Source organism: Arthrobacter sp. Soil736, assembly GCF_001428005.1.
In the GTDB taxonomy this organism is placed as follows: Bacteria; Actinomycetota; Actinomycetes; order Actinomycetales; family Micrococcaceae; genus Arthrobacter.
In genome coordinates, this window is the sequence record NZ_LMSB01000001.1 from 170,691 (window position 1) to 190,922 (window position 20,232).

The 20,232-nt window shown below is 67.4% G+C and carries 15 protein-coding genes; 10 read left to right on the plus strand and 5 right to left on the minus strand.

Features of this window, described 5'->3' with window-relative positions; translation table 11 throughout:
• Positions 1–65 precede the first annotated feature (65 nt).
• The 5 genes from purB (at position 66) to ASG92_RS00835 (ending at position 8,479) form a co-directional block, all read left to right on the plus strand.
• On the plus strand, positions 66–1,508 hold the full coding sequence (purB, locus tag ASG92_RS00815) for an adenylosuccinate lyase (protein WP_056623033.1): 1,443 nt from the start codon (positions 66–68) through the stop codon (positions 1,506–1,508).
• Between the two features lie 108 nt (positions 1,509–1,616).
• Complete coding sequence (locus tag ASG92_RS00820; protein WP_056623035.1) at positions 1,617–2,282, plus strand: histidine phosphatase family protein; 666 nt, start codon at positions 1,617–1,619, stop codon at positions 2,280–2,282.
• A 112-nt stretch (positions 2,283–2,394) separates the two neighbouring features.
• Entirely contained in the window at positions 2,395–7,260 is a 4,866-nt protein-coding gene (locus ASG92_RS00825) for an NAD-glutamate dehydrogenase (protein WP_056623037.1), read from the plus strand.
• 135 nt (positions 7,261–7,395) lie between these two features.
• Entirely contained in the window at positions 7,396–7,899 is a 504-nt protein-coding gene (locus tag ASG92_RS00830; protein ID WP_056623039.1) for a GNAT family N-acetyltransferase, read from the plus strand.
• A 145-nt stretch (positions 7,900–8,044) separates the two neighbouring features.
• Positions 8,045–8,479 (plus strand): acyl-CoA thioesterase, encoded by a 435-nt coding sequence (locus tag ASG92_RS00835; protein WP_082579228.1) that lies wholly within the window; start codon positions 8,045–8,047, stop codon positions 8,477–8,479.
• A gap of 155 nt (positions 8,480–8,634) precedes the next feature.
• Here ASG92_RS00835 and ASG92_RS00840 read toward each other — a convergent pair whose 3' ends face one another.
• From ASG92_RS00840 to ASG92_RS00850, 3 genes are all read right to left on the minus strand, one after another.
• Positions 8,635–9,666 carry an FAD-dependent monooxygenase gene (locus ASG92_RS00840; RefSeq protein WP_056623042.1) on the minus strand — a complete coding sequence of 344 codons (1,032 nt, stop codon included), beginning with the start codon at positions 9,664–9,666 and terminating at the stop codon, positions 8,635–8,637.
• Between the two features lie 189 nt (positions 9,667–9,855).
• Entirely contained in the window at positions 9,856–11,043 is a 1,188-nt protein-coding gene (locus ASG92_RS00845) for a 4-hydroxybenzoate 3-monooxygenase (RefSeq protein ID WP_056623045.1), read from the minus strand.
• A gap of 94 nt (positions 11,044–11,137) precedes the next feature.
• Positions 11,138–11,917 carry an IclR family transcriptional regulator gene (locus ASG92_RS00850; RefSeq protein WP_056623047.1) on the minus strand — a complete coding sequence of 260 codons (780 nt, stop codon included), beginning with the start codon at positions 11,915–11,917 and terminating at the stop codon, positions 11,138–11,140.
• 193 nt (positions 11,918–12,110) lie between these two features.
• Between ASG92_RS00850 and ASG92_RS00855 the strand changes: the two genes are divergently transcribed.
• Positions 12,111–13,472, plus strand: a complete 1,362-nt coding sequence (locus tag ASG92_RS00855) for an aromatic acid/H+ symport family MFS transporter (protein WP_056623050.1) — start codon at positions 12,111–12,113, stop codon at positions 13,470–13,472.
• 115 nt (positions 13,473–13,587) lie between these two features.
• Here ASG92_RS00855 and ASG92_RS00860 read toward each other — a convergent pair whose 3' ends face one another.
• Together ASG92_RS00860 and ASG92_RS00865 are read right to left on the minus strand one after the other, a co-directional pair.
• Complete coding sequence (locus tag ASG92_RS00860) at positions 13,588–14,637, minus strand: FUSC family protein (protein ID WP_056623052.1); 1,050 nt, start codon at positions 14,635–14,637, stop codon at positions 13,588–13,590.
• Between the two features lie 121 nt (positions 14,638–14,758).
• Positions 14,759–15,730 (minus strand): SMP-30/gluconolactonase/LRE family protein, encoded by a 972-nt coding sequence (locus ASG92_RS00865; protein ID WP_056623056.1) that lies wholly within the window; start codon positions 15,728–15,730, stop codon positions 14,759–14,761.
• Between the two features lie 198 nt (positions 15,731–15,928).
• Here ASG92_RS00865 and ASG92_RS00870 point away from each other — a divergent pair, with 198 nt between their 5' ends.
• From ASG92_RS00870 to ASG92_RS00885, 4 genes are all read left to right on the plus strand, one after another.
• The gene (locus tag ASG92_RS00870; RefSeq protein ID WP_056623059.1) at positions 15,929–16,807 is read left to right on the plus strand and encodes an amino acid-binding protein; all 879 of its coding nucleotides are present in this window, start codon (positions 15,929–15,931) and stop codon (positions 16,805–16,807) included.
• A 521-nt stretch (positions 16,808–17,328) separates the two neighbouring features.
• Complete coding sequence (locus tag ASG92_RS00875; RefSeq protein ID WP_240986945.1) at positions 17,329–18,666, plus strand: MFS transporter; 1,338 nt, start codon at positions 17,329–17,331, stop codon at positions 18,664–18,666.
• An 82-nt stretch (positions 18,667–18,748) separates the two neighbouring features.
• Complete coding sequence (locus ASG92_RS00880; RefSeq protein ID WP_056623065.1) at positions 18,749–19,432, plus strand: GntR family transcriptional regulator; 684 nt, start codon at positions 18,749–18,751, stop codon at positions 19,430–19,432.
• Positions 19,429–20,229 carry an aspartate/glutamate racemase family protein gene (locus ASG92_RS00885; protein ID WP_056623070.1) on the plus strand — a complete coding sequence of 267 codons (801 nt, stop codon included), beginning with the start codon at positions 19,429–19,431 and terminating at the stop codon, positions 20,227–20,229. Before ASG92_RS00880 ends, ASG92_RS00885 begins: the two co-directional genes overlap by 4 nt.
• Positions 20,230–20,232 lie beyond the last annotated feature (3 nt).

Sequence of the window (20,232 nt, forward strand, 5' to 3'; positions counted from 1 at the left end):
TTGGGGAGAAGTCACAACCCACCGCGCGCTTCAGCGGTCGCTGGAGTTCATGAAAGAATCAGGGCATGCCTGAAACTGCCGCCACAGCTGACACCCGTACGCCCTCCGGACGCCTGGCCCTCGCCGCGTCGCCGGAAAAGATTGCGCTCGGCCCGCTGGACGGCCGCTACCAGCCCGCCGTCGCGCCCCTCGTGGACTACCTGTCCGAGGCCGCCCTCAACCGCGACCGCGTCGCCGTCGAGGTGGAGTGGCTCATCCACCTGACCAGCAACAACGTCCTCCCCGGCGCTGGCCCCCTCACCCCGGAGCAGCAGGAGCAGCTCCGCCAGATCGTCACCGAATTCGACGCCGCATCCGTCTCGGAGCTCGCCGAAATCGAAGCCGTCACGGTCCACGACGTGAAGGCCGTGGAGTACTACATCGGCCGCCGGCTGCCGGCGATTGGAATTGAACGGCTGACCGCCATGGTGCACTTCGGCTGCACCTCGGAAGACATCAACAACCTCTCGTACGCCCTGGGTGTCAAGGGTGCTGTGGAGGACGTGTGGCTGCCCGCCGCCAAGGCGCTCGTGGCCCAGATCAGCAAGATGGCCGAGGATAACCGCTCCGTGCCCATGCTGTCCCGCACGCACGGGCAGCCTGCCACGCCCACCACACTGGGCAAGGAACTCGCCGTCATCGCCCACCGCCTCACGCGCCAGCTGGACCGCATTGCCAAGACCGAATACCTCGGCAAGATCAACGGCGCCACCGGCACCTACGCGGCCCATGTGGCCTCCGTCCCGGGCGCCGACTGGCAGCAGGTTTCCAAGTCGTTCGTCGAGGGCCTGGGCCTGACCTGGAACCCGCTGACCACGCAGATCGAAAGCCACGACTGGCAGGCAGAGCTGTACGCCGATGTGGCACGCTTCAACCGGATCCTGCACAACGTCTGCACGGACATCTGGAGCTACATCTCGATCGGCTACTTCGCGCAGATCCCCGTGGCAGGGGCCACCGGTTCCTCCACGATGCCGCACAAGGTCAACCCGATCCGCTTCGAAAACGCCGAGGCCAACCTGGAAATCTCCTCCGGGCTCCTGGACGTGCTGGGCTCCACGCTGGTCACGTCCCGGTGGCAGCGCGACCTTACGGACTCCTCCAGCCAGCGCAACATAGGCGTGGCGTTCGGCCACTCGCTGCTGGCGATCTCCAACGTGGCGAAGGGCCTGGACCGCCTTGACGTGGCAGAGGACGTGCTCGCCGGGGACCTCGACACCAACTGGGAAGTCCTGGGCGAAGCGATCCAGATGGTCATGCGCGCCGAGGCGATTGCCGGCGTCGAAGGCATGGAAAACCCCTACGAGCGGCTCAAGGACCTCACCCGCGGCCAGCGCGTGGACGCCGCCCGCATGCAGGAGTTCGTCCAGGGCCTGGGGCTCTCGCCGGAGGCAGAAGCCAGGCTGCTGGCCCTGACGCCCGGCAAGTACACGGGCATCGCCGAGCAGCTGGTGGACCATCTGAAATAAGCACGACGGCGGTGCCGGGCTTCGCTGCCCGGCGCCGCTTCTTTTACCCGGCACCTTTCCGGGAAAGCGCCCCGCTCACCTTCCCGACGACGAAAAGGAATGCGAACCATGAGGCTCCTGCTCATCCGCCACGGAGAGACCCCCGGAAACGTGCTGGGGCAGCTGGACACGGCACACCCCGGCCCAGGCCTGACCGAGCTGGGCGAACGCCAGGCCGAGGCGCTGCCGCGGGCGCTCGTGAATGAGCCGATCAGCGCACTGTATGCCTCCACCCTGCTCCGGACCCAGGACACAGCCAGGCCCTTGGGCCGCGAGCTCGGGCTGGACGTCAGGGTGCTGGACGGGATCCACGAAATCGAGGCAGGTTCCCTCGAAAAGCTCACCGACCACGAGTCGCACCGCCGGTACATGGGGACGGTCTTCGCCTGGGCCGCCGGGGACTTCGACCGGCGGATGCCCGCCGGCCCCAACGGGCACGAGTTCTTTGAACGCTTCGACGCCGCCATCGCCAAGGTCGCTGCCGAGGCCCCGGACTCGGGCGCAGTTGCGCTCGTGAGCCACGGCGCCGCCATCCGCGTCTGGGCCGGCCTCCGGGCAGGCAACATCGACATGGAGTTTGCTGCCAGGCACGTCCTGGCCAACACCGGCATCGTGGCCCTGGAAGGCGACCCCGACGCCGGCTGGCAACTCATCCACTGGGACGCCAGCCCGGTAGGCGGCCTGGCCCTGGCCGACCCCACCGCAGAGGATCCCATGGGCCGGTCCGCCGGGTAGCTGCACGGCACTGGACGTCCCCCGAGGGGGCGGCCATGATGAAAGCAGGAGTGGGGACCGGACCGGCAACCGCGACCCGCGGTGGCATCCCCCGCTGTGGAGGCGCACAGGCATGTCACGCGAAACCGTGCCGAGGGGTCAGGCCGCTGCTGCCGGTTCCTTCACGCCCGGAGACGCGTTCCTGGCGGACTACTACGAGCACGTAGCGCCAGAGGACCTTCAGAGCTACAGTCCCGAGGACCTGGAGCAGAGGGCCATGTTCCATGCGGAACTGGCGGACACCCGTCCGGCAGGCACGTCGGCCGTCGACGTCTTGAACGAAAGCGATGCCAGCGTCCTGCTGGTGGTTGCAGACGCCATGCCGCACCTGCTCCATTCCCTCACGGCCGAGCTGACCCGCGAAAACGAATCCATCCGGTTGCTGGTCCATCCGACTTTCCTGGTGCGGCGGGATCCAGGGACGCACGTGTTGCTGGAGGTACGGCATGCGTCGTCGCAGTCCGGACCTACGGCGGGAATGGCGGGTACGGCAGGCAACACTGCGTCCGGCCAGGACCCACCGGGGTGGTTGTCGGAAACCTGGGTGGCGGCAGAGATCGGCCGTTTGCCCGGGTCGCGGGCCATCGCGGAGCTCATGAACAATGTGAGGCGGGTCCTGGCTGACGTTCAGGTGGTCGCCGATGACACTCCCGCCATCCACTCCCGCCTCGGGCGTGCGATCGGCTCGCTGGACCGGTTGCCTGCCGGCTCGGCTCCGACTCCGGAGCAGCTCGGTGAGCTCCTGGGCTGGCTGGACCGCGGAAACTTCATGTTTTTGGGATACAGCGATTATGAATACCCGACGGCGGGCGGCCCGGAGAGCGTAAAGCTGCGGCCCGGCACGGGGCTTGGCCTGCTCAGGGACGACCGGCCGGAAGCCCGCCAGCCGGTCACCGGGCTTCCGCATTCGCAGGTTCTCACGCTCGCCACGTCGGACCTGAGATCGTCCGTCCCCCGCCCGGCATACCTGGATGAAATCCTCGTTCGGACCTTCGACAGCGTAGGGCAGCCGACAGGTGAGATTCGGTTCGTGGGACTGTTCGCCCCGGGGGCCACCGGCCGGTCCGTGCGGCGCATCCCTGTCATCCGGGACAAGGTGCGCGCAGTCCAGGAACGCTTCGGCTTCACCGAGGTCTCCCATCCCGGCAAGCAGCTGCTGGCCGTCCTCGAGTCCTTCCCCTTGGACGAGCTGTTCCATCTGAGCCTGGACGAACTGGCCCGGCTCTCCCGTGAGATCCTGCTCCTGCAGGCCCATCACCAGACGCGCGTGTTCCTGCGCTCTGACAGCTACGGCCGCTTTATGACGGCCCTGGTGTTCCTCCCCCGGCACAGGTACAGCACTGCGGTCCGGCTCCGGATCGAGCAGGAGCTCAAGCAGGCCTTCAGGTCCTCCTCGCTCGAATTCGAAGTCCGGCTGAGTGGATCGCCCATGGCCCGCGTCTTCTTCCGGATACTGCTGCCTGGCGGCGGAGTGCCCGACGTCGACTCCGCCGCACTGGAGCGGAACCTGATCAGCGCGACCCGGACCTGGGCTGAAGGCCTGGACGAAGCGCTCCGGGACAAACTGCCGCCCGCGGAGGCCAGCCGGCTGTCGGCACTTTGGTCCGCCTCGTTCCCGGCCAGTTACCGCGCCGACTTCGAGGTCGAGGATGCCGTGGAGGACATCAGGCGGTTTGAGCAATTCGACCTTGACGGCGCGGGTGGACGGCCGCTCAACGATCCGCAGCTGGCCGTTTACTTCCGTACCGATGCGTCCCCCACGCTGGCCGAAGACGCTCGGATCCGGCTTTACCTCACCCGCGCCGAGAGCCTGACGCAGATCCTGCCGTTCTTCCACAACCTCGGCCTGGAGGTGCTGAACCAACGGCCCTTCGATGTTGTGCGCGGGAACGACCGGCAGCTGTTCCTGTACGACCTCGGCGTCAGGTATCCCTCCGGCGTTGACCCGGCCGGGACCAGCGCGCTGCTGGGGGACGCCTTCAGCGCCGCCGTCCGGGGGGACGAAGAGTCTGACCGCTTCGACGCCCTTGTGCTCCAGGACGAGCTCACGTGGCGGAAGGTGGTCATCCTGCGCAGCTACGCCAAGTACTTGAGGCAGTTGGGAACCATCTACACCTACGGCTTCATCGCCGACACCCTGCTGGCCAACGTGCCCGCCGCCCACGCACTACTCAGCCTGTTCCGTGCCCGGTTCGATCCCGAACTCAGCCACTCCCGGCGGCTCCAGGATACGGCTGCCGCCCGCGCCGCAGTGGCCGACGCGATCGACGCCGTCCCGTCCTTGGAAGCGGACCGGTTGTTGCGGACCTTCCTGAACCTGATAGAGGCGACAACCCGCACCAACTTCTTCCGCTACCGGCCCTACCTGAGCTTCAAGCTCCGGCCGTCCGACATTCCCGGAGCACCCTACCCCCGGCCGAAATTTGAGATCTGGGTCTATTCACCCCGCGTGGAAGGCGTGCACCTGCGGTTCGGACCCGTGGCGCGCGGCGGGCTGAGATGGTCGGACAGGCGTGAGGATTTCCGCACCGAGATCCTTGGCCTCGTCAAAGCCCAGACGGTCAAAAATTCGGTGATTGTCCCCACCGGCGCCAAGGGCGGTTTCTATCCCAAAAGGCTGCCCAGTCCGGTGTCTGACCGTACCGCCTGGCTCACTGAAGGGGAGGAAAGCTATAAGGACTTTGTCCGCGGGCTGCTGGACGTCACGGACAACCTGGACACGTCCGACGTCGGAACGGTGCCATCGCGCGGGACCCCCGGGCGGGTCATTTCACCGGAGAAAGTGGTGAAGCACGACGACGACGATTACTACCTCGTGGTGGCGGCCGACAAAGGAACCGCCGCGTTCTCCGATACGGCCAACGCCGTGGCATTCGAGTACGGCTTCTGGCTGGGCGATGCCTTCGCCTCAGGCGGTTCCGCGGGCTACGACCACAAGCAGATGGGCATCACGGCCCGCGGCGCCTGGGAGTCCGTCAAGCACCACTTCAGCGAACTCGGCATCGACTCGCAGCGGGAAGACTTCACGGTCGCCGGCATCGGCGACATGAGCGGCGACGTGTTCGGCAACGGGATGCTCCTGTCAAACCACATCCGGCTCGTGGCAGCCTTCGACCACCGGCATATCTTCCTGGACCCGACTCCGGACGCGACCGGCTCGCTGGCGGAACGCCGCCGCCTGTTCATGCTGCCACGATCGTCCTGGGCGGACTACGACGCCTCGCTGATCAGCCCGGGCGGAGGCGTGTATTCGCGCCACGCAAAGTCCATCCCCATCACCGCCCCGGTAATTTCGGCGCTCGGGCTCCCGGGCACGACGTCGATGATGACTCCGCCCGAGCTGCTGCAGGCCATCCTGCGCGCGCCGGTGGACCTTATCTACAACGGCGGTATCGGGACGTACATCAAGGCGTCCTCCGAAACGCACGGCGAGGTGGGCGACAAGGCAAACGACCATATCAGGATTAACGGCAATGAGGTCCGGGCCAAGATCATTGCCGAGGGCGGCAATCTCGGCGTAACCCAGCTCGGCCGGATTGAAGCCGCCTTGGGCGGCGTCCTGCTCAACACCGATGCGATCGACAATTCGGCCGGCGTGGACTGCTCGGACCATGAGGTTAACATCAAGATCTTCATCGACCGCATGATCGCCACAGGCAGGATGGGAGCGTCCGAACGCACCGCGTTCCTGCACTCGCTCACGGACGAAGTGGCACGGCTTGTGCTGAAAAACAACCACGACCAGAACACCCTGCTGCTCAACGACGGGGCCCTGGTCCTGAATTGGAGCCCCGGTTTCGAGCGAACCATGGACTGGCTGGAGAACGCCTCCGAGCTTGACCGGCGTCTGGAAGGACTGCCCGGCACAGAACAGCTCCATGCGCGGCTGCTGACCGGCAAAGGCCTCACGGCACCCGAACTGTCCGTCCTGGCGGCCTACGCGAAGATCGAGCTTGCCAAGGAACTGAACGAAAGCGACGTCGCCGAGGATGCCTGGTTCGAACGGGTGCTCCGCAGCTACTTCCCGCATCAGCTCGCGGACCGCTTTGGCCCGGAACTCAATGCGCACCCGCTGCGCCGGCAGATCATATGCACCGTCCTGGCCAACGACATGATCAACCTCGGCGGAATCACCTTCGCCTTCCGGACCATCGAGGAAACCACCGCCACCGCCGCAGCTGTTGCCAGGGCATTCGTTGCAACCCGTGAAGCCTACGACCTGCAGCGGTTCGTGGACCGGGTGGCCGAGCTGCCCCCCGCGTTACCCAGCGAACACGCCGCAGAGCTGACCCTGCACATGCGCCGGATCCTCGACCGGTCCATCCGCTGGTATGTCACCCACGACCATCGCGACCAGCCCGTTGCCGAGGCCCTCGCCCGGATTATGCCCACGCTGGAGCTGCTGCGGAACAGGACCCGGGACTTCCTGCGCGGTGACAGCATCGACCTCGTCGAGGAACGGCAGGCACATTGGGACGGCGTCGGGCTGCCCCCTGACCTGGTACGCCGCGCCGCCGACCTCCTCGAGAGCTTCGGGCTGCTGGACATCTCCCTGATATCGGAACAGATCGATGAACCCATCGAACGGATCATGGACCTGTACTGGACAGTGTTTGCGCGGATCGGCGCACTCAAGTTGCTGCTGCGCATCACGGCTCTTCCCCGGGAGAACCGGTGGGAGGCACTCGCCCGGGCAGCACTGCGGGACGATGTCTATTCAGCCGTTGCCGACATGACGATTTCGGTGATGGAGATGACGAAGGGCGCTGACTCCGAAAGTGCTGATTCAATCGAGCGGATCGTGGCCTGGGAACGCGGCCACCAGGAGCAGCTGGTGCGGATCAAGGACACGTTCGCGGAAGCCACCAGGCCGGGACAGACTGACATCCACTCGATCTCTGTAGCGCTCAAACTGCTGCGGACGCTGGTGCGGCGCTAGGCGACGGCCGTCGCCAGATTCACCAAAATCGCCGCGACATCGACAGTTCTCCGGACGCTTACCCGCAGGAAACACCGCGGAAATGGCCCCCTCTTAGGCTTATTTTGCATAACCCTTCGGCGAATCGAGGCAGCGATGCAGACCAACCCCAGACTCAACATCAGGCAGGTCACCTGGGCCAACCCCGTGGGCGCCGACCTGCGTGCAGCACAGCAGGCGGAACTGGATGCCCGCTTCGGCACGAAGGACCACGAGCCGGGGCCAAAGCCGTCGGAAGTGGACACCGCAGTGTTCCTGGTGGCGTACGACAAGGGTTCCGGACAGCCGGTGGGCTGCGGCGGGCTGCGGCTGCTCGATTCGCAGACTGCCGAGATCAAGCGCCTGTACGTTCTGCCGTACACCCGCGGCTCGGGCGTGGCCAGCTCGATTCTGGCGGCCCTCGAGGCGGAGGCGTTCGCGCAGGGGATCACCCGCGTCACGGCCGAGGCCGGCTCAGCCCAGCCTGACGGGCGGAACTTCTATCAGAACTCCGGCTTCGAGCAGGTGCCCAACTTCGGCCCTTATATCGGCGTTGAGCACTCGTACTGCTACGCCAAGAGCATCGATTCCCACAGCGCGGCGCACACGGCCATGGCCTGAGTCCTCTCTTCCGCCCACAACCGGCCCTGGCCCGCTTAACCGGCCCGGGGCAGGGCCGCTTGTGCGGGGCAGGGCCGTTTGTGCGGGAAGGGCACTCCGCCGTCACACTCGGGGCCGGGCCGCCGCCGTCGGCTAATCTCGCGGTATGGAAACTGCAGACATCACCTTCCGCACCCGCAAGTGGGTCCGCCCTGAGGACCTCAACGCCAACGGCACGCTGTTCGGCGGAAGCCTGCTGAAGTGGATCGACGAGGAAGCCGCGATCTACGCCATCCTCCAGCTCGGCAACGGCCGCGCCGTCACCAAGTACATCTCCGAGATCAACTTCGTCAGCTCGGCCGTGCAGGGCGACCTGATCGAGATGGGCCTGACCGCCACCCGTTTCGGCCGCACCTCGCTGACCATGCGCGCCGAGGTGCGCAACATGATCACCCGCCGGAGCATCCTCACCATCGAGGAGATCGTGTTCGTGAACCTCAGCCCCCACGGGAAGCCGGAGCCGCACGGCTATACGGAGATCACGTACGACCGCGACCGCATCCCCACGCACCACCTCACGGAGACGCTCGAGCAGGACTGACGGGCCGACGTCGTCCGCCTCCGGCCCCGCTTAACCGGCCCCGCCCCGATTAACCGGCCCCGCCCAGGGCCGGTTGTGCGGCCCAGGGCCGGTTGAGCGGCCGAGGGTTGCTCGTGTGTCCGACGGACTGACGGGCCGACGTCGTCCGCCGGACTCTAGCGGGCGGCCAGCCCGAGCAGGCGGTCGCGGAGCGGCTGGGCGCGTTCGGCGAGCGCCAGGCCGGCCATGGCCGAGGAGGCAACCCGCAGCAGCTGTGTCCGGACGGCCCTCTGCCGGTTGTAGGCCCGGAGTGCCTCGGCCACTGGCTGCGCGTTCAGGAGTTCGGCCAGCGTGACGGCGTCCACGAGTGCCTCGCAGGCCCCCCGGCCCAGGTTGGGAGTCATCCCGTGCGCGGCGTCGCCGGTCAGCACAGCTCCCGGCCGGACAAAGCTGCCGAGCGTCGGAACGGTCCAGATCCGCTGGGCGAGGGTTGTTTCCGGCCCGGCGGCCTCCAGAACCCGCCTGATGGCGGGCGCGCTTCCGGCGAAACGCTCCCGGGTCCGGATCAGCGCCTCGGCGGCATCGACTCCGGCCGGCCCCAGATCCGAACGGAACGACGCGTACCAGTACGTCCTCCCGCCCGACGCCGGCGTGATGCCGAACAGCTTGCCGCGGCCCCAGTATTCGCCGCCCGCCTCCTCTGCGCCGGGCTCGTCGAGGACACCCCTCAAGGCTAAGTAGGGCGTCAGCCTCGCCGCAGCCCGGCTGCCCCAGAACGCGTTGCGGACCACGCTGTGGACACCGTCGGCGCCCACCAGCAGCCCTGCCGCCAGCGGGCCCGACGCCGGCACGTCATCCACCCGGCCTGCCACGCGGCGCACAGCAGGGGGCACGGCCGCCTCGAGGATCCTGAGCAGATCCGCCCGGGACACTCCGAGGACGCCGCGCACCTCCGGCGAAACCCACGAATTTCCGGCGTTGTCCCGCAGGGCCATGCCGCCGAGCCCGGTGCCTGCCGCGCGGATGTCCGGCAGGATGCCGAGAACGGCCAGGGCAGCCTGCGCTTCAGACCACATGGCCAGTGAGGTCTCCACCGGCGGCACGCCAGGACGCTGTTCATGGAGCGCTATGTCGAAGCGCTGCGGATCAAGGCCGGCGGCGAGTGCCAGGCCGCCAATGCCGCCGCCGATGATGGTTATGGCTTCCATGGACCGATGTTAAGCCCGACGGCGGCCGGCGGCCTGAGCGGCTTCGTGCGGCTTCCCCGTGACCGGCCCTCGCCCGCTTAACCGGCCCGGGCCGGGGCCGGTCACGGGGGGCGGGGCCGGTCGTGCGGGGCGGGGCCGGTCGTGCGGGGCGGGGCCGGTCGTGTGGGCAGGGCCGGTCGTGTGGGCAGCCTAGGCCGACGGCCAGCCGGTGTAGGCCTCGGCCAGATAGGCCCGGCCGTGCCGTGAAGAGACTACGGAGTTGAGCTCGCCGAGCTGCCGCGCACGGGAGAAATCATCGGCATCCGCCGGGGTGTGCAACATGGACGTCATCCAGTAGGAGAACTGCTGCGCCTTCCAGACCCGGTCCAGGGCGCGGTCGCTGTACGAATCGAGGAGCGCGGTGGAGCCCGTCCTGTAGAAGCTGTCCAGGCCCTCGAACAGCACCTTGACGTCGTGGATGGCGAGGTTCAGGCCCTTGGCGCCGGTGGGCGGGACGGTGTGGGCGGCGTCCCCGGCCAGGAACAGTTTGCCGTGGCGCATGGGCGTGTGCACGAAGCTGCGGAACTTCAGCACCATCTTGTCGATGACCGGGCCCTCTTTCAGTTCGAAGCCGTTGCCGTTGACGCGGCTGCGGAAGGCGTCCCAGATCCGTTCCTCGCTCCAGTTGTTCACGTCCTCGTTCGGGTCGCACTGGAAGTACATCCGCTGCACGGTCTCGGTGCGCTGGCTGATCAGGGCGAAGCCGTTCGCCGAGTTGGCGTAGATGAGCTCGTCGGAGCTGCGGGGAGCCTCGGCGAGGATCCCGAACCAGGCGAACGGGTACTCGTGGAAGTACCACTTGCGGTGCGCTTCGGGGATCTGGAAGCGGCAATGGCTGCGGGAGCCGTCGGCGCCAGCGATGAAGTCGGCCTGCAGCTCGTACTCCGTGCCGTCGGCGTCCGTGAACCAGACTTTAGGCTTGCCCTCGATGTCGTGGACCGTGGTGTCCGTGACGCTGTAGCGGACGTCGCCGCCGTCGGCCTCCCGGCGTGCGGCGAGGTCCATGAAGACGTCAGTCTGCGGATACAGCCAGACCGACTCCCCCACGAGGTCCTTGAAGTCGATGCGGTGGCTTTCGCCGTTGAACCGCAGTTCGATGCCGTCGTGCCGGTCGCCCTCGCGCAGAACGCGGTCGGAGACGCCGCTGTCCACCAGCATGTTGACGGTTCCGTGCTCCAGGATGCCCGCCCGGACTGTCTCGGAGATCTCCTGGCGGCTGCGGATTTCGATCACGGTGGACTCGACGCCGGCTTTGGCCAGCAGATGGGACAGCATGAGCCCGGCGGGGCCGGCGCCCATAATGGCTACCTGGGTGGTGATGATCTTGCGTGCTGCCATGATGTTCCTCGCTTCATCGCGGGGCCCTCGGCTTGGAGGCTGGGGCCGGAAGTTCGTTCTGGCTAACAGTGTGCGCCGGGGTATGTGTCCGGCGTTACAAGGATTCCATTGAACGGAAATTGGGGCCACTAGCCGACTCGCCGAGCCTTCTCCCGATCCCCCGGGCCGCAGTCTGCAGCGCCGGCACCAGCGCCTGCATCCGCATTTCCCGCAGGGGAACCACGACGCCGAGGGCAGCAACCGCCCGCTTCTGGCCATCCAGCACGGGGACGGCAATCCCCCACGTGTCCGGATCGATCACGCCTGCCAGCTGCGCATAGCCCTGGCGGGCTGCTTCGCCCAGCAGGGCCCGCAGCTCCTCCGGCGTGACTTTTCCGGCGGGATCGGCGAACTGGTCCAGGTATTCGGCCTGGACGGACCGCGGCTGGTGCGACATCAGGGCCAGTCCGGCCGACGACACGTGCACGGCCATTCGGCCGGCGATCTGCGCCCGGTTCACGACCGATCCGCGGCGGGAGAGCCGTTCCACGAAGAGAGCTTCCCAACCGTCCAGCACCGCCAGGTTGACGTTCTGGTTGAGCACGTGCTGAATGTCCTCCATGAACGGCATCGCCGCCTGGCGCAGGGCGAGGGTCGGCGAATTCCTGTTGACCAGCTCCCACAGGCGCAGCCCCAGCCGCACGGAACCTCCGGCTCCGGCTTCGAGGAGGCCGTGGTGTGCCAGCTGCCGGACCAGCCGGTGGGCTGTGGTCAGGGGCAGCCCTGCACGGTCCGCCAACTCCGAAAGCTGCAGGACGGTGACGCCCTCCGGGAAGGCCGCGATAAGGCGCACAACCCTGTCCACGACGGAGTCGCCGGAGGCTGAGTTGGCCATGATGTCCCGCTTCCGTTCAATGGTTTGAGTTGTCCCAGATTACACCCGTGAGTGATACAACTCTCATGTCGCACAGTCCCGGCGGTCCTGTCGGCCGCCAATCGGCCTTGCTGGTTCCGCCGCCGGAGAGAGACTCCGAACAGCTGGCCGCAAACGGCCTCCATTCATTCCAAACCCGAACAATGAGGTTCCCATGTCAACGCTCTCAGTTGCCCGCCGTTCCCAGTGGCCCGTATGGCTGTGCTGGCTGGCCATGGTGCTGGACGGATTCGATTTGGTGGTGCTGGGCACCGTCATTCCCACCCTGATCAAGACCCACGAGCTTGGCTTCGACGCTGTGGGCGCGACGTATGCGGCCACCATCTCCCTGGTGGGCGTGGGCGTCGGAGCGCTCTTCATCGCGCCGCTCTCGGACCGCTTCGGACGCCGCCGTCTGCTTGTTGCCTGCGTGGCCTGGTTCTCCCTCTTCACCATCGCCGTGGCGTTTGCGCCCAACGTTGCCATGTTCGGCATCTTCCGGCTCCTCGCGGGCGTGGGACTCGGCGCCTGCCTGCCTGCAGCCCTTGCCTACATGAACGATTACGCCCCCGCCGGCACGGCAGGGAAGTCCACCACCCGGACCATGACCGGCTATCACGTGGGCGCAGTGGCCACCGCCTTCCTGGCCATCCTGGTGGTGCCGGACTGGCGCATCATGTTTGTGGTGGGAGGAATCGCCGGGTTGATGCTGGTGCCGTTCCTGTGGTTCCGGCTGCCGGAGACCCTGCCGCCCGTCCATGCCGAGCACGGTGCCGAAATCGAGGGCGCCGAAGTTGCTGCCGCAGAGGCCCACCGCGCCGGGGCCGCCCGGGCCCACCGCCCCATCGCCGTGCCGGCGGCGGAGCCCGAGGCTGCTCCGGCGTCGTCGCTGGCGGCCGACGAGGCCGGCGAACGGGCCAGCTTCCGCGACCTCACGCGCAAGCCGTATCCGCTGGTCGCCCTGGGAATTGCGGTGGCATCATTCATGGGGCTTCTGCTGGTCTACGGCCTGAACACCTGGCTGCCGCAGCTCATGTCCTCCGCCGGATACACCGTCAGCACGGGCCTGGTCCTGCTGCTGGTGCTCAACGTGGGTGCCGTGGTGGGTCTGATCGTGGCCGGCATCCTGGCCGACAGGCACGGCACCAAGAAAATCGTGCTCCTCTGGTTCGGCCTGTCCGCGCTCTTCCTGGCGGTCCTCAGCATCAAGATCCAGAGCGAGTTCCTGCTCAACGCCGCCGTGTTCGTGACCGGCGTCTTCGTGTTCAGCTCGCAGGTGCTCGTCTACGCCTGGGTCAGCCAGCTCTTCCCGGCCCGGCTCCGCGGCACAGCCCTCGGCTTCGCGGCAGGCGTGGGGCGGCTCGGCGCCATCATGGGACCCGCCGTTACCGGGACGCTCGTGGCCGCCGGCATCGCCTACCCGTGGGGCTTCTACGTCTTCGCGGCCGCGGCCCTTCTGGCGGTGCTGGCTTTGGTGACCGTCCCCCACGCGATCGCCCCGGCACCCGACCAGGCATCCGACGTCGGGCGTTCCTAAACCGCTTAACCGGCCCGCCACCGCACAACCGGCCCCGGGCAAGGCCGGTTAAGCGGGACCGGGCCGGTCATGCGGGCCAAGGCCGGTTAAGGCGCGGGGAAACCCTGACGATGGGCTAGCGCCGGAGCCGCGCCCAGGCCGACGGCGCCAGCACCACGGCAATGCCCACCGCGGCGCCGATCACGGTCTCCACGATCCGGTCCCGCAGCAGGATGCCGGGCGCGGCGGGAGCGACCAGCAGGGTGGAAACAAGTGCCAGCGGCGTCACGAAGATCTGCGCCAGGACGTACTGCCGGGCTATGAAAAGCTCGGCACCGAACTGGCAGATGGCCACCACCAGCACCATCTGCCAGGGCGCCGGGTTGAGCGCGATGATCCCGGCGAGCAGCACGAGGCCCAGCACCGTGCCGATGATTCTTTGGACGCCGCGGCTGATCCGGTGCCGGGTGGTGCGGCCCACGAGCGGCACCACGGCAGCCACCATCGCCCAGTAGTTGTGGCCGAAGCCGAGCCATTGGCCGGCAAGGGTTGCCAGCGTCCCGGCCAGGCCTGCCGCCACGAGGTAGCCCACGGCTTCCAGCCAGGCAGCCTGCTGCTCCTTCGCGGTGAGCCTCGCCGGCTCCGGCATCTCCCACGGTGTCCGGCGGCTCCGGAGCACGCGCGAGGACAGCCCCACCAGGAGGCAGAATGCTGTGGTCAGGACGGCGGCCAGCATGCACTGCCAGAGTGGCGGCTGGTTGGGGATCGAGGCAATCGCCGCAAAGGCGAAGATGTGGAACAGCGAGCCGGCCGGCCGGTGGCGCCACCGGGCAATCACCAAGGAACACGCGCCGGCAACGACCGTGGTGGCCATCACCTGGAGCCAGGTGCCCGCCGCGCCGGAAAGCCCGCCGGCCTGGACCGCCCGGGCGAACAGGCTTGCCAGCAGGATCACCACCAGCATGAGCGAACCGGCGCGCACCTGGATGAAAAGCCGCTTCCGGTGCATTTCACCGCGGCCGTAAATGCCCGTGAACGCGCCGAACGACGCGAAAATTGCCAGATCCAGGCGGTCCAGCAGCACCAGGGTGATCAGCGGGACGAAGACTCCGATTGCGCAGCGGATGGCGACGCGATGATCCTTGTTTGCCGGGGCAATGGTGAACATCTCGGCCAGCAGCTTCACGGTGGATTCGCGCCTTTCGTTGGCAGTAGGGAACTGACGACGGCGGCGCTGGCGTGCGTTTAACAGCTTACGTTGGCGGGTTCTCCCCTCTGGCTGAATGGGCTGTTATCTGGGTCTCCGGCTAGTGGTGCGGATGGGCATCCACCACAACCGCCTCGAAGGTGGTGGCATTCGCGACGCCAAACTTCGCGTTCACCGCGGCAAGGGAGTCATCGAAGAGGGCGGCCGTCGTCGGAATGTTGAAGTGCGGGCTGGTGATGACCTCCCTCACCGTCCCGGTCGACTCGTGGAAGTTGACGCGGATGCGGCTCACCTGGTTGCTGAAGTTCTGCACCACCCACACGATGTCGTCCTTCACGACGAGACCGTCGGCGTTGGGCACGGTGATGCCGTCGATCTTCGTGCTTGCCCCGGTCCGCGGGCTGACCGTGTACAGGGCCTCGTTGGCGGTGTGGGCCACCACGAGCCTGCGCGCGTCACGGGAATAGGCGATGCCGTTGAGGTTGAAGTCGCCTGAGAGTTCGGCAGCCGGGCCCTTGAGCGCCAGCGTCCGGGCGTCGCCGAGGTCGCCGTCGTCGTCCACCGGGACAAAGTACAGCTCGGCCTGCCGGGAGTTGGTGAACCAGGCGCCGTCGTCGGTCAGTGCGACGTCGTTGATGAACGCGGCCTTGTGCGTCAACTGGTAGGTCTTGACCGTCTTCCTGGTGTCCGTGTCATAGACGTAGGCCTGGCCTGTGGGGCCGCCGGCCACGAACAGCAGGTCGTTGCGGGTATCGGCCTTGAGGCCCACCGCCACCCGGCCGTCGGGCGCATCGATGAACTTCTTCGCCGTGTCTTTGTGGATATCGCCACGGTAAATGTCCCCCGTGGCCAGGTCGCCCGCGAAGAAGGTGCTGCCTTCGCCCGCCGCGATGCCTTCGGCGCCCTTTGCCCCGTCCAGCAGGATGACCGAAGATTCGTCCGCGGACTGTGCCTGCCCGGCCGTTGCCTGCCCGGCCGATGCCACGGGTGCCGGGACCAGGAGGGCGGCGAGGGCGGCTAACCCTGCTGCCGCACGGCGGCGTGTTTTTCCTGAAACTGTGCTGAGTAGCATGATGCTCTCCGGAATCGACTCTTCCGTGCGAGCTGGCCGTTGTACGGAGCTCCGCACGCTGGTCTTTTCAGTGTAGGTACGGCGGTGAGGGGCTGGCCATAGCGCCGCGGAACAGGCCACAGGCCCCGGCCGGAAATCTTCCCGAGATCGGAACGCGGGGGCAATGCGCCCGTAACAGCCGCCCGGAAGGCTGGCATCATGAAGCCTCAAGCACCCACCCCTGCCGCGGCTGAACTAAGCTGCGAGGTCTGCGGCCAGATGCCCGAGCCTCCCAAAACCCGCCTCACGGTGGCGAATGTCGCCGTCATGCTCCCCATCGAACTGCTGGTGCACGCCCTCGTGGTCCAGACCCACCTGCCGTACCTGGCCAAGGTCCTGGTGCTCACGCTCACCGCCACCGTCCTGGTGATCTGGGTGGCTGAGCCGTCCGCGGCGCGGATCCTGCGGCGCTGGCTCCACGCGCCCGCGCTGCGGCACCGGCGGCGGCTCGGTGCGGCCCCCGCCCTGTGGCGGGCCAGGACCGTGCTGCGCGACCAGCCGGGTTCCCTGAAGAAAATCACCCGGTCGCTGGCGCTGCTGGACACCAACATCCTCAGCATCCATGTCCATCCGGTCCGGGGCGGCGTCATGGATGAATTCGTGCTGTCGGCGCCCGGTGAACTGACCGAGCGCCAGCTCCTTGAGGCGCTCAAGGACGGCGGCGGCAGACACCCCAACGTCTGGCCCACCACGGCGCTGGCCATGGCCGACGGGCAGACGAAGGCCCTGAGCCTGGCGGCACGGATCGCCGCGAGCCCCCAGGAACTTCCGCTCGCCGTCGCGGAACTGCTGTCCGCGCGGATCCTGCCGGAGGACACTGAAACCGCCCGCCAGACGGCCGAAACGAACGACGCCGGCACCCTCCTCAAGATTCCAACCGCATGGCACGGACCCATCACCTTCTACCGTCCCGGCGAACCGTTCACACCCGCCGAATCCGCCCGCGCACACAGGCTCGCGGAGCTCGCCGAAATCCTCGCCCACGGACCTGCAGGCCCCGTCGGCACCAAGGAAGCGGCCGCCGCGGCGGACAGTTAACCGCCCGGAAGCCGGAATCCGGAATCCGGAATCCGCCAAAAGGTAACCGCCGCCCGATTCTCCGGACAGACGCTTCAAACGAACCGCCCGCCCCGCCTCCGGCACCGCCGGAAGACGGGGCGGGCGGCCGTCTGTCCGCAGCAAACCGCCTGTCCCCAGCAATTCAGGCCGGCGCCGGGAGGATTCCCCGGGCCCAGGGTTACGGACCGTCACCTGCTGCCGGAGCAGTCACAATCGGTTGTTTCGCCGGCGGACGGCGTCTTTCCCGAAAAGCCTTGACAGTGGCGCCGGTCACTCCTACCTTTGATTTTGGGATCCCAAAACGGGATCCCAAAAGGGTCCACGGGAATAGCCGGACCCGTAAAGAGTGGCCAGGCGCTTCCGGAACGCCGCTTCAGGCCATCAATCCAAGATTTCCGCCGCCAACCCGCGGCCGCACACTCCGCACTACCCAAGCTCGTTTCCCCGTCCGCAAACTTCCCCGTGAAGGAGAAGCTGTGTCCCTCCCCAATACTGAAACCGTGACAACCGAAGCCCAGACCACAGATGCCGCCGCCGGCGGCACACCCGGCAAGGACGGCGTGCAACGGCGCACCAACGTCCGCTGGAAGCTCTTCCTGCTGCTGCTGGTCCTCGTCGCCGTCAATTACATCGACCGCGGCTCCATCTCCGTGGCACTGCCCATCATCCAAAAGGAATTCAACCTGGCCCCGGAGCTCGTGGGCCTCCTGCTGTCGGCCTTCTTCTGGACCTACGCCCTGATGCAGATCCCGGTCGGCCTGCTCATCGACAAATTCGGTCCGCGCAAGGTCATGACGGCATCCTGCGTGGGCTGGGGCGCGGCCACGGCCGCCTCAGGCATGGCCGGCGGCTTCCTGAGCATGTTCATCGCCCGGCTCGGCATCGGCGTCACCGAAGCCGGCGTCATGCCGGCCGGCGGCAAGCTCAATGCCATCTGGATGCACAAGTCGGAGCGCGGCCGCGGTGCCACCATCCTGGACGCCGGCGCTCCCCTCGGCGCCGGGCTCGGCGGCATCCTCATCGCCGGATTGATCGCCGCCACCGGCAGCTGGCGCAGTTCCTTCGTCATCGCCGGTGCCGCCACGGTGCTCATGGGCCTCGCAGTCTGGTGGTACGTCCGCGACAATCCGCGCCAGCACCGCGGGGTCAACGCTGCCGAGGCCGAGTACATCGAGGCCTCCCACGCCGCCGAGGACGCCGAGGCCGAACTCGACGGCAGCAAGGGCAAGCGCGCCCTGCTTCCCTACCTGAGGTTCCGTTCCTTCTGGGCCATGTGCTTTGGCTGGCTGGGCTTCAACGGCGTGTTCTACGGCCTGCTCACCTGGGGGCCTCTCTACCTCGCCCAGGCCAAGGGCTTTGACCTGAAGACCATCGGCTGGTCCACCTTCGTGATCTTCGGAGCCGGCTTCGTCGGTGAAATCCTCGGCGGCAACATCGCCGACAAGTGGCGGGCGTCCGGCGCCTCGGCCAACCGCGTCATGCGCACCCTCCTGGGCATCTCCAGCGTCGTGGTGATCGGCGGACTGGTGGGCGTCACGGTGGTGGCCGACCCCACCACCGCGGTTGTCCTGCTCTCCGTGGTCATGTTCTTCCTCCGCTGGGTGGGCCTCTTCTGGAGCATCCCCTCCATCCTCGGAGGCCGGACCAACGCCGGCGTCCTCGGCGGGGCCATGAACTTCAGCGGCAACATCTCCGGCTTCGTCACACCGATCGCCGTCGGCCTGATCGTCGGGGCAACGGGCTCCTATACCTGGGCGCTGCTGTACTTCGTGGGATCCGCCATCATCATGGGCGTGTCCGTCCTGACCCTGGACTACAGCAAGCGGCTTCCCGTCTAGGCCAACCGCCCTAAGCTGGGCCACAGCACCATCTCCCGGCCGCCGGGAGCGCAATGTCACCGAAGAATCCGAATGGAGCACCATGCTTACCGCCGAAGAGACCCAGGACAAGGAACGCCCCCTCCGCGAGGCCGTCCGGGACACACTCCGCACCCGGATTTTTGAAGGACATTACGCTCCCGGCACCCGGCTGGTGGAACGTGATCTCGCCGCAGAATTCAACGTGTCACGCCTCCCCGTCCGGGAAGCCCTGCGCATGCTGCGCATGGAAGGCCTCATCAGCGACCGCGGCGCACGCGGCGCCGAGGTCAGCACCCTCAGCCCCAAGGACGTGGAGGACCTCTTCGACGTCCGGCAGTCACTCGAGGTGCTGGCCTGCCGGCTCGCCGCCGCCCGCGCCACGCCGGATGACCTGGCCCGTCTGGAGGGCCTGCTCGACGAGGCGGACCGCTGCCTCGCCAAGGGCGCCGTGATGGAGGCCCACCGTGCCAACAGCGAATTCCACGACGCCATCACCGCCATCGCCGACAACAACTTTCTCAAATCCGCGCTGGAACCCCTCCAGGGCCGCATGCACTGGCTGTTCCGCCATGTCAGCGACCTGCCGGAACTGATCCAGGAGCACCGCGAGCTGTATGCCGCCATCGCCAGCGGCGATCCGGACCGCGCCGCCGCCCAGTCGGCGTCGCACATCGGTAAGTACCGCGAGCAGTTCCCCGAGGACTTCCGGAAAACGGAACCCGCCCTTCACCGGAAGAAATCATGAAACTGCTCGTCATCAACCCCAACATCAGCGACGACGTCACCGCCCTCATCGAGTCGGAGGCCCTGCGTTCCGCGTCCCCGGGCACGGAGCTGGTGGTCCGAACCGCAGGCCACGGGGTGGAATACATCGAAACCCGGTTCGAGTCACTCATCGCGGCCGGCGCCGTCGCCGAGATCATTGCCGAATACACCGCGGACCCTGCCGGCAGCCTCCCGGCCTCCGCAAAGATCGACGGCGTCGTGGTGGCAGCCTTCGGCGACCCCGGCATGCCGGCCCTGAAAGAGCTCGCCGACGTTCCCGTCATCGGCATCACCGAGGCGGCCCTGTGCGCCGCGGCCCTGCAGGGGCACCGGTTCTCCATCATCGCCATCTCGGACCGCATCCGGCCGTGGTACCTGGACTGCGTCGAGCGCTTCGGCCTCGGCGGCCGGCTCGCTTCCATCCGGTCCATCAACCAGAGCCTCAACTCGATCGGCACCGTGCAGGCGGACTTCAAGGAAACCCTCCTGACGCTCAGCCGTCAAGCCGTCGCCGAGGACGGCGCCGACGTCGTCATCCTTGCCGGCGCCCCGCTGGCGGGGCTGGCCCGCGAACTGCGCGGGCACATTCCGGTCCCGGTGGTGGACGGCATCTCCGCCGGCATCCGCATGGCGGAGGCCGTGGTGGGCCTCCAGTCCGGCCCCCACCGGCAGGGTGCCTTCGCGCCGCCGCCGGTCAAACTGCGCCGCGGCCTGTCCGAAAACCTCGACGCCGCACTCACCGCCGCCCAGTCTGTACCCACCGCTTCAAAGAATTAGGAG

Bases quoted from the DNA above. Each gene is read 5' to 3' on its own strand.
- ASG92_RS00850 (WP_056623047.1), bottom strand. From the start codon at position 11,917: ATGGCCAACTCAGCCTCCGGCGACTCCGTCGTGGACAGGGTTGTGCGC.
- ASG92_RS00840 (WP_056623042.1), bottom strand. From the start codon at position 9,666: ATGGAAGCCATAACCATCATCGGCGGCGGCATTGGCGGCCTGGCACTC.
- ASG92_RS00885 (WP_056623070.1), top strand. From the start codon at position 19,429: ATGAAACTGCTCGTCATCAACCCCAACATCAGCGACGACGTCACCGCC.
- ASG92_RS00820 (WP_056623035.1), top strand. From the start codon at position 1,617: ATGAGGCTCCTGCTCATCCGCCACGGAGAGACCCCCGGAAACGTGCTG.
- ASG92_RS00880 (WP_056623065.1), top strand. From the start codon at position 18,749: ATGCTTACCGCCGAAGAGACCCAGGACAAGGAACGCCCCCTCCGCGAG.
- ASG92_RS00845 (WP_056623045.1), bottom strand. From the start codon at position 11,043: ATGGCAGCACGCAAGATCATCACCACCCAGGTAGCCATTATGGGCGCC.
- ASG92_RS00825 (WP_056623037.1), top strand. From the start codon at position 2,395: ATGTCACGCGAAACCGTGCCGAGGGGTCAGGCCGCTGCTGCCGGTTCC.
- ASG92_RS00835 (WP_082579228.1), top strand. From the start codon at position 8,045: ATGGAAACTGCAGACATCACCTTCCGCACCCGCAAGTGGGTCCGCCCT.
- ASG92_RS00865 (WP_056623056.1), bottom strand. From the start codon at position 15,730: ATGCTACTCAGCACAGTTTCAGGAAAAACACGCCGCCGTGCGGCAGCA.
- ASG92_RS00855 (WP_056623050.1), top strand. From the start codon at position 12,111: ATGTCAACGCTCTCAGTTGCCCGCCGTTCCCAGTGGCCCGTATGGCTG.
- purB (WP_056623033.1), top strand. From the start codon at position 66: ATGCCTGAAACTGCCGCCACAGCTGACACCCGTACGCCCTCCGGACGC.
- ASG92_RS00870 (WP_056623059.1), top strand. From the start codon at position 15,929: ATGAAGCCTCAAGCACCCACCCCTGCCGCGGCTGAACTAAGCTGCGAG.
- ASG92_RS00830 (WP_056623039.1), top strand. From the start codon at position 7,396: ATGCAGACCAACCCCAGACTCAACATCAGGCAGGTCACCTGGGCCAAC.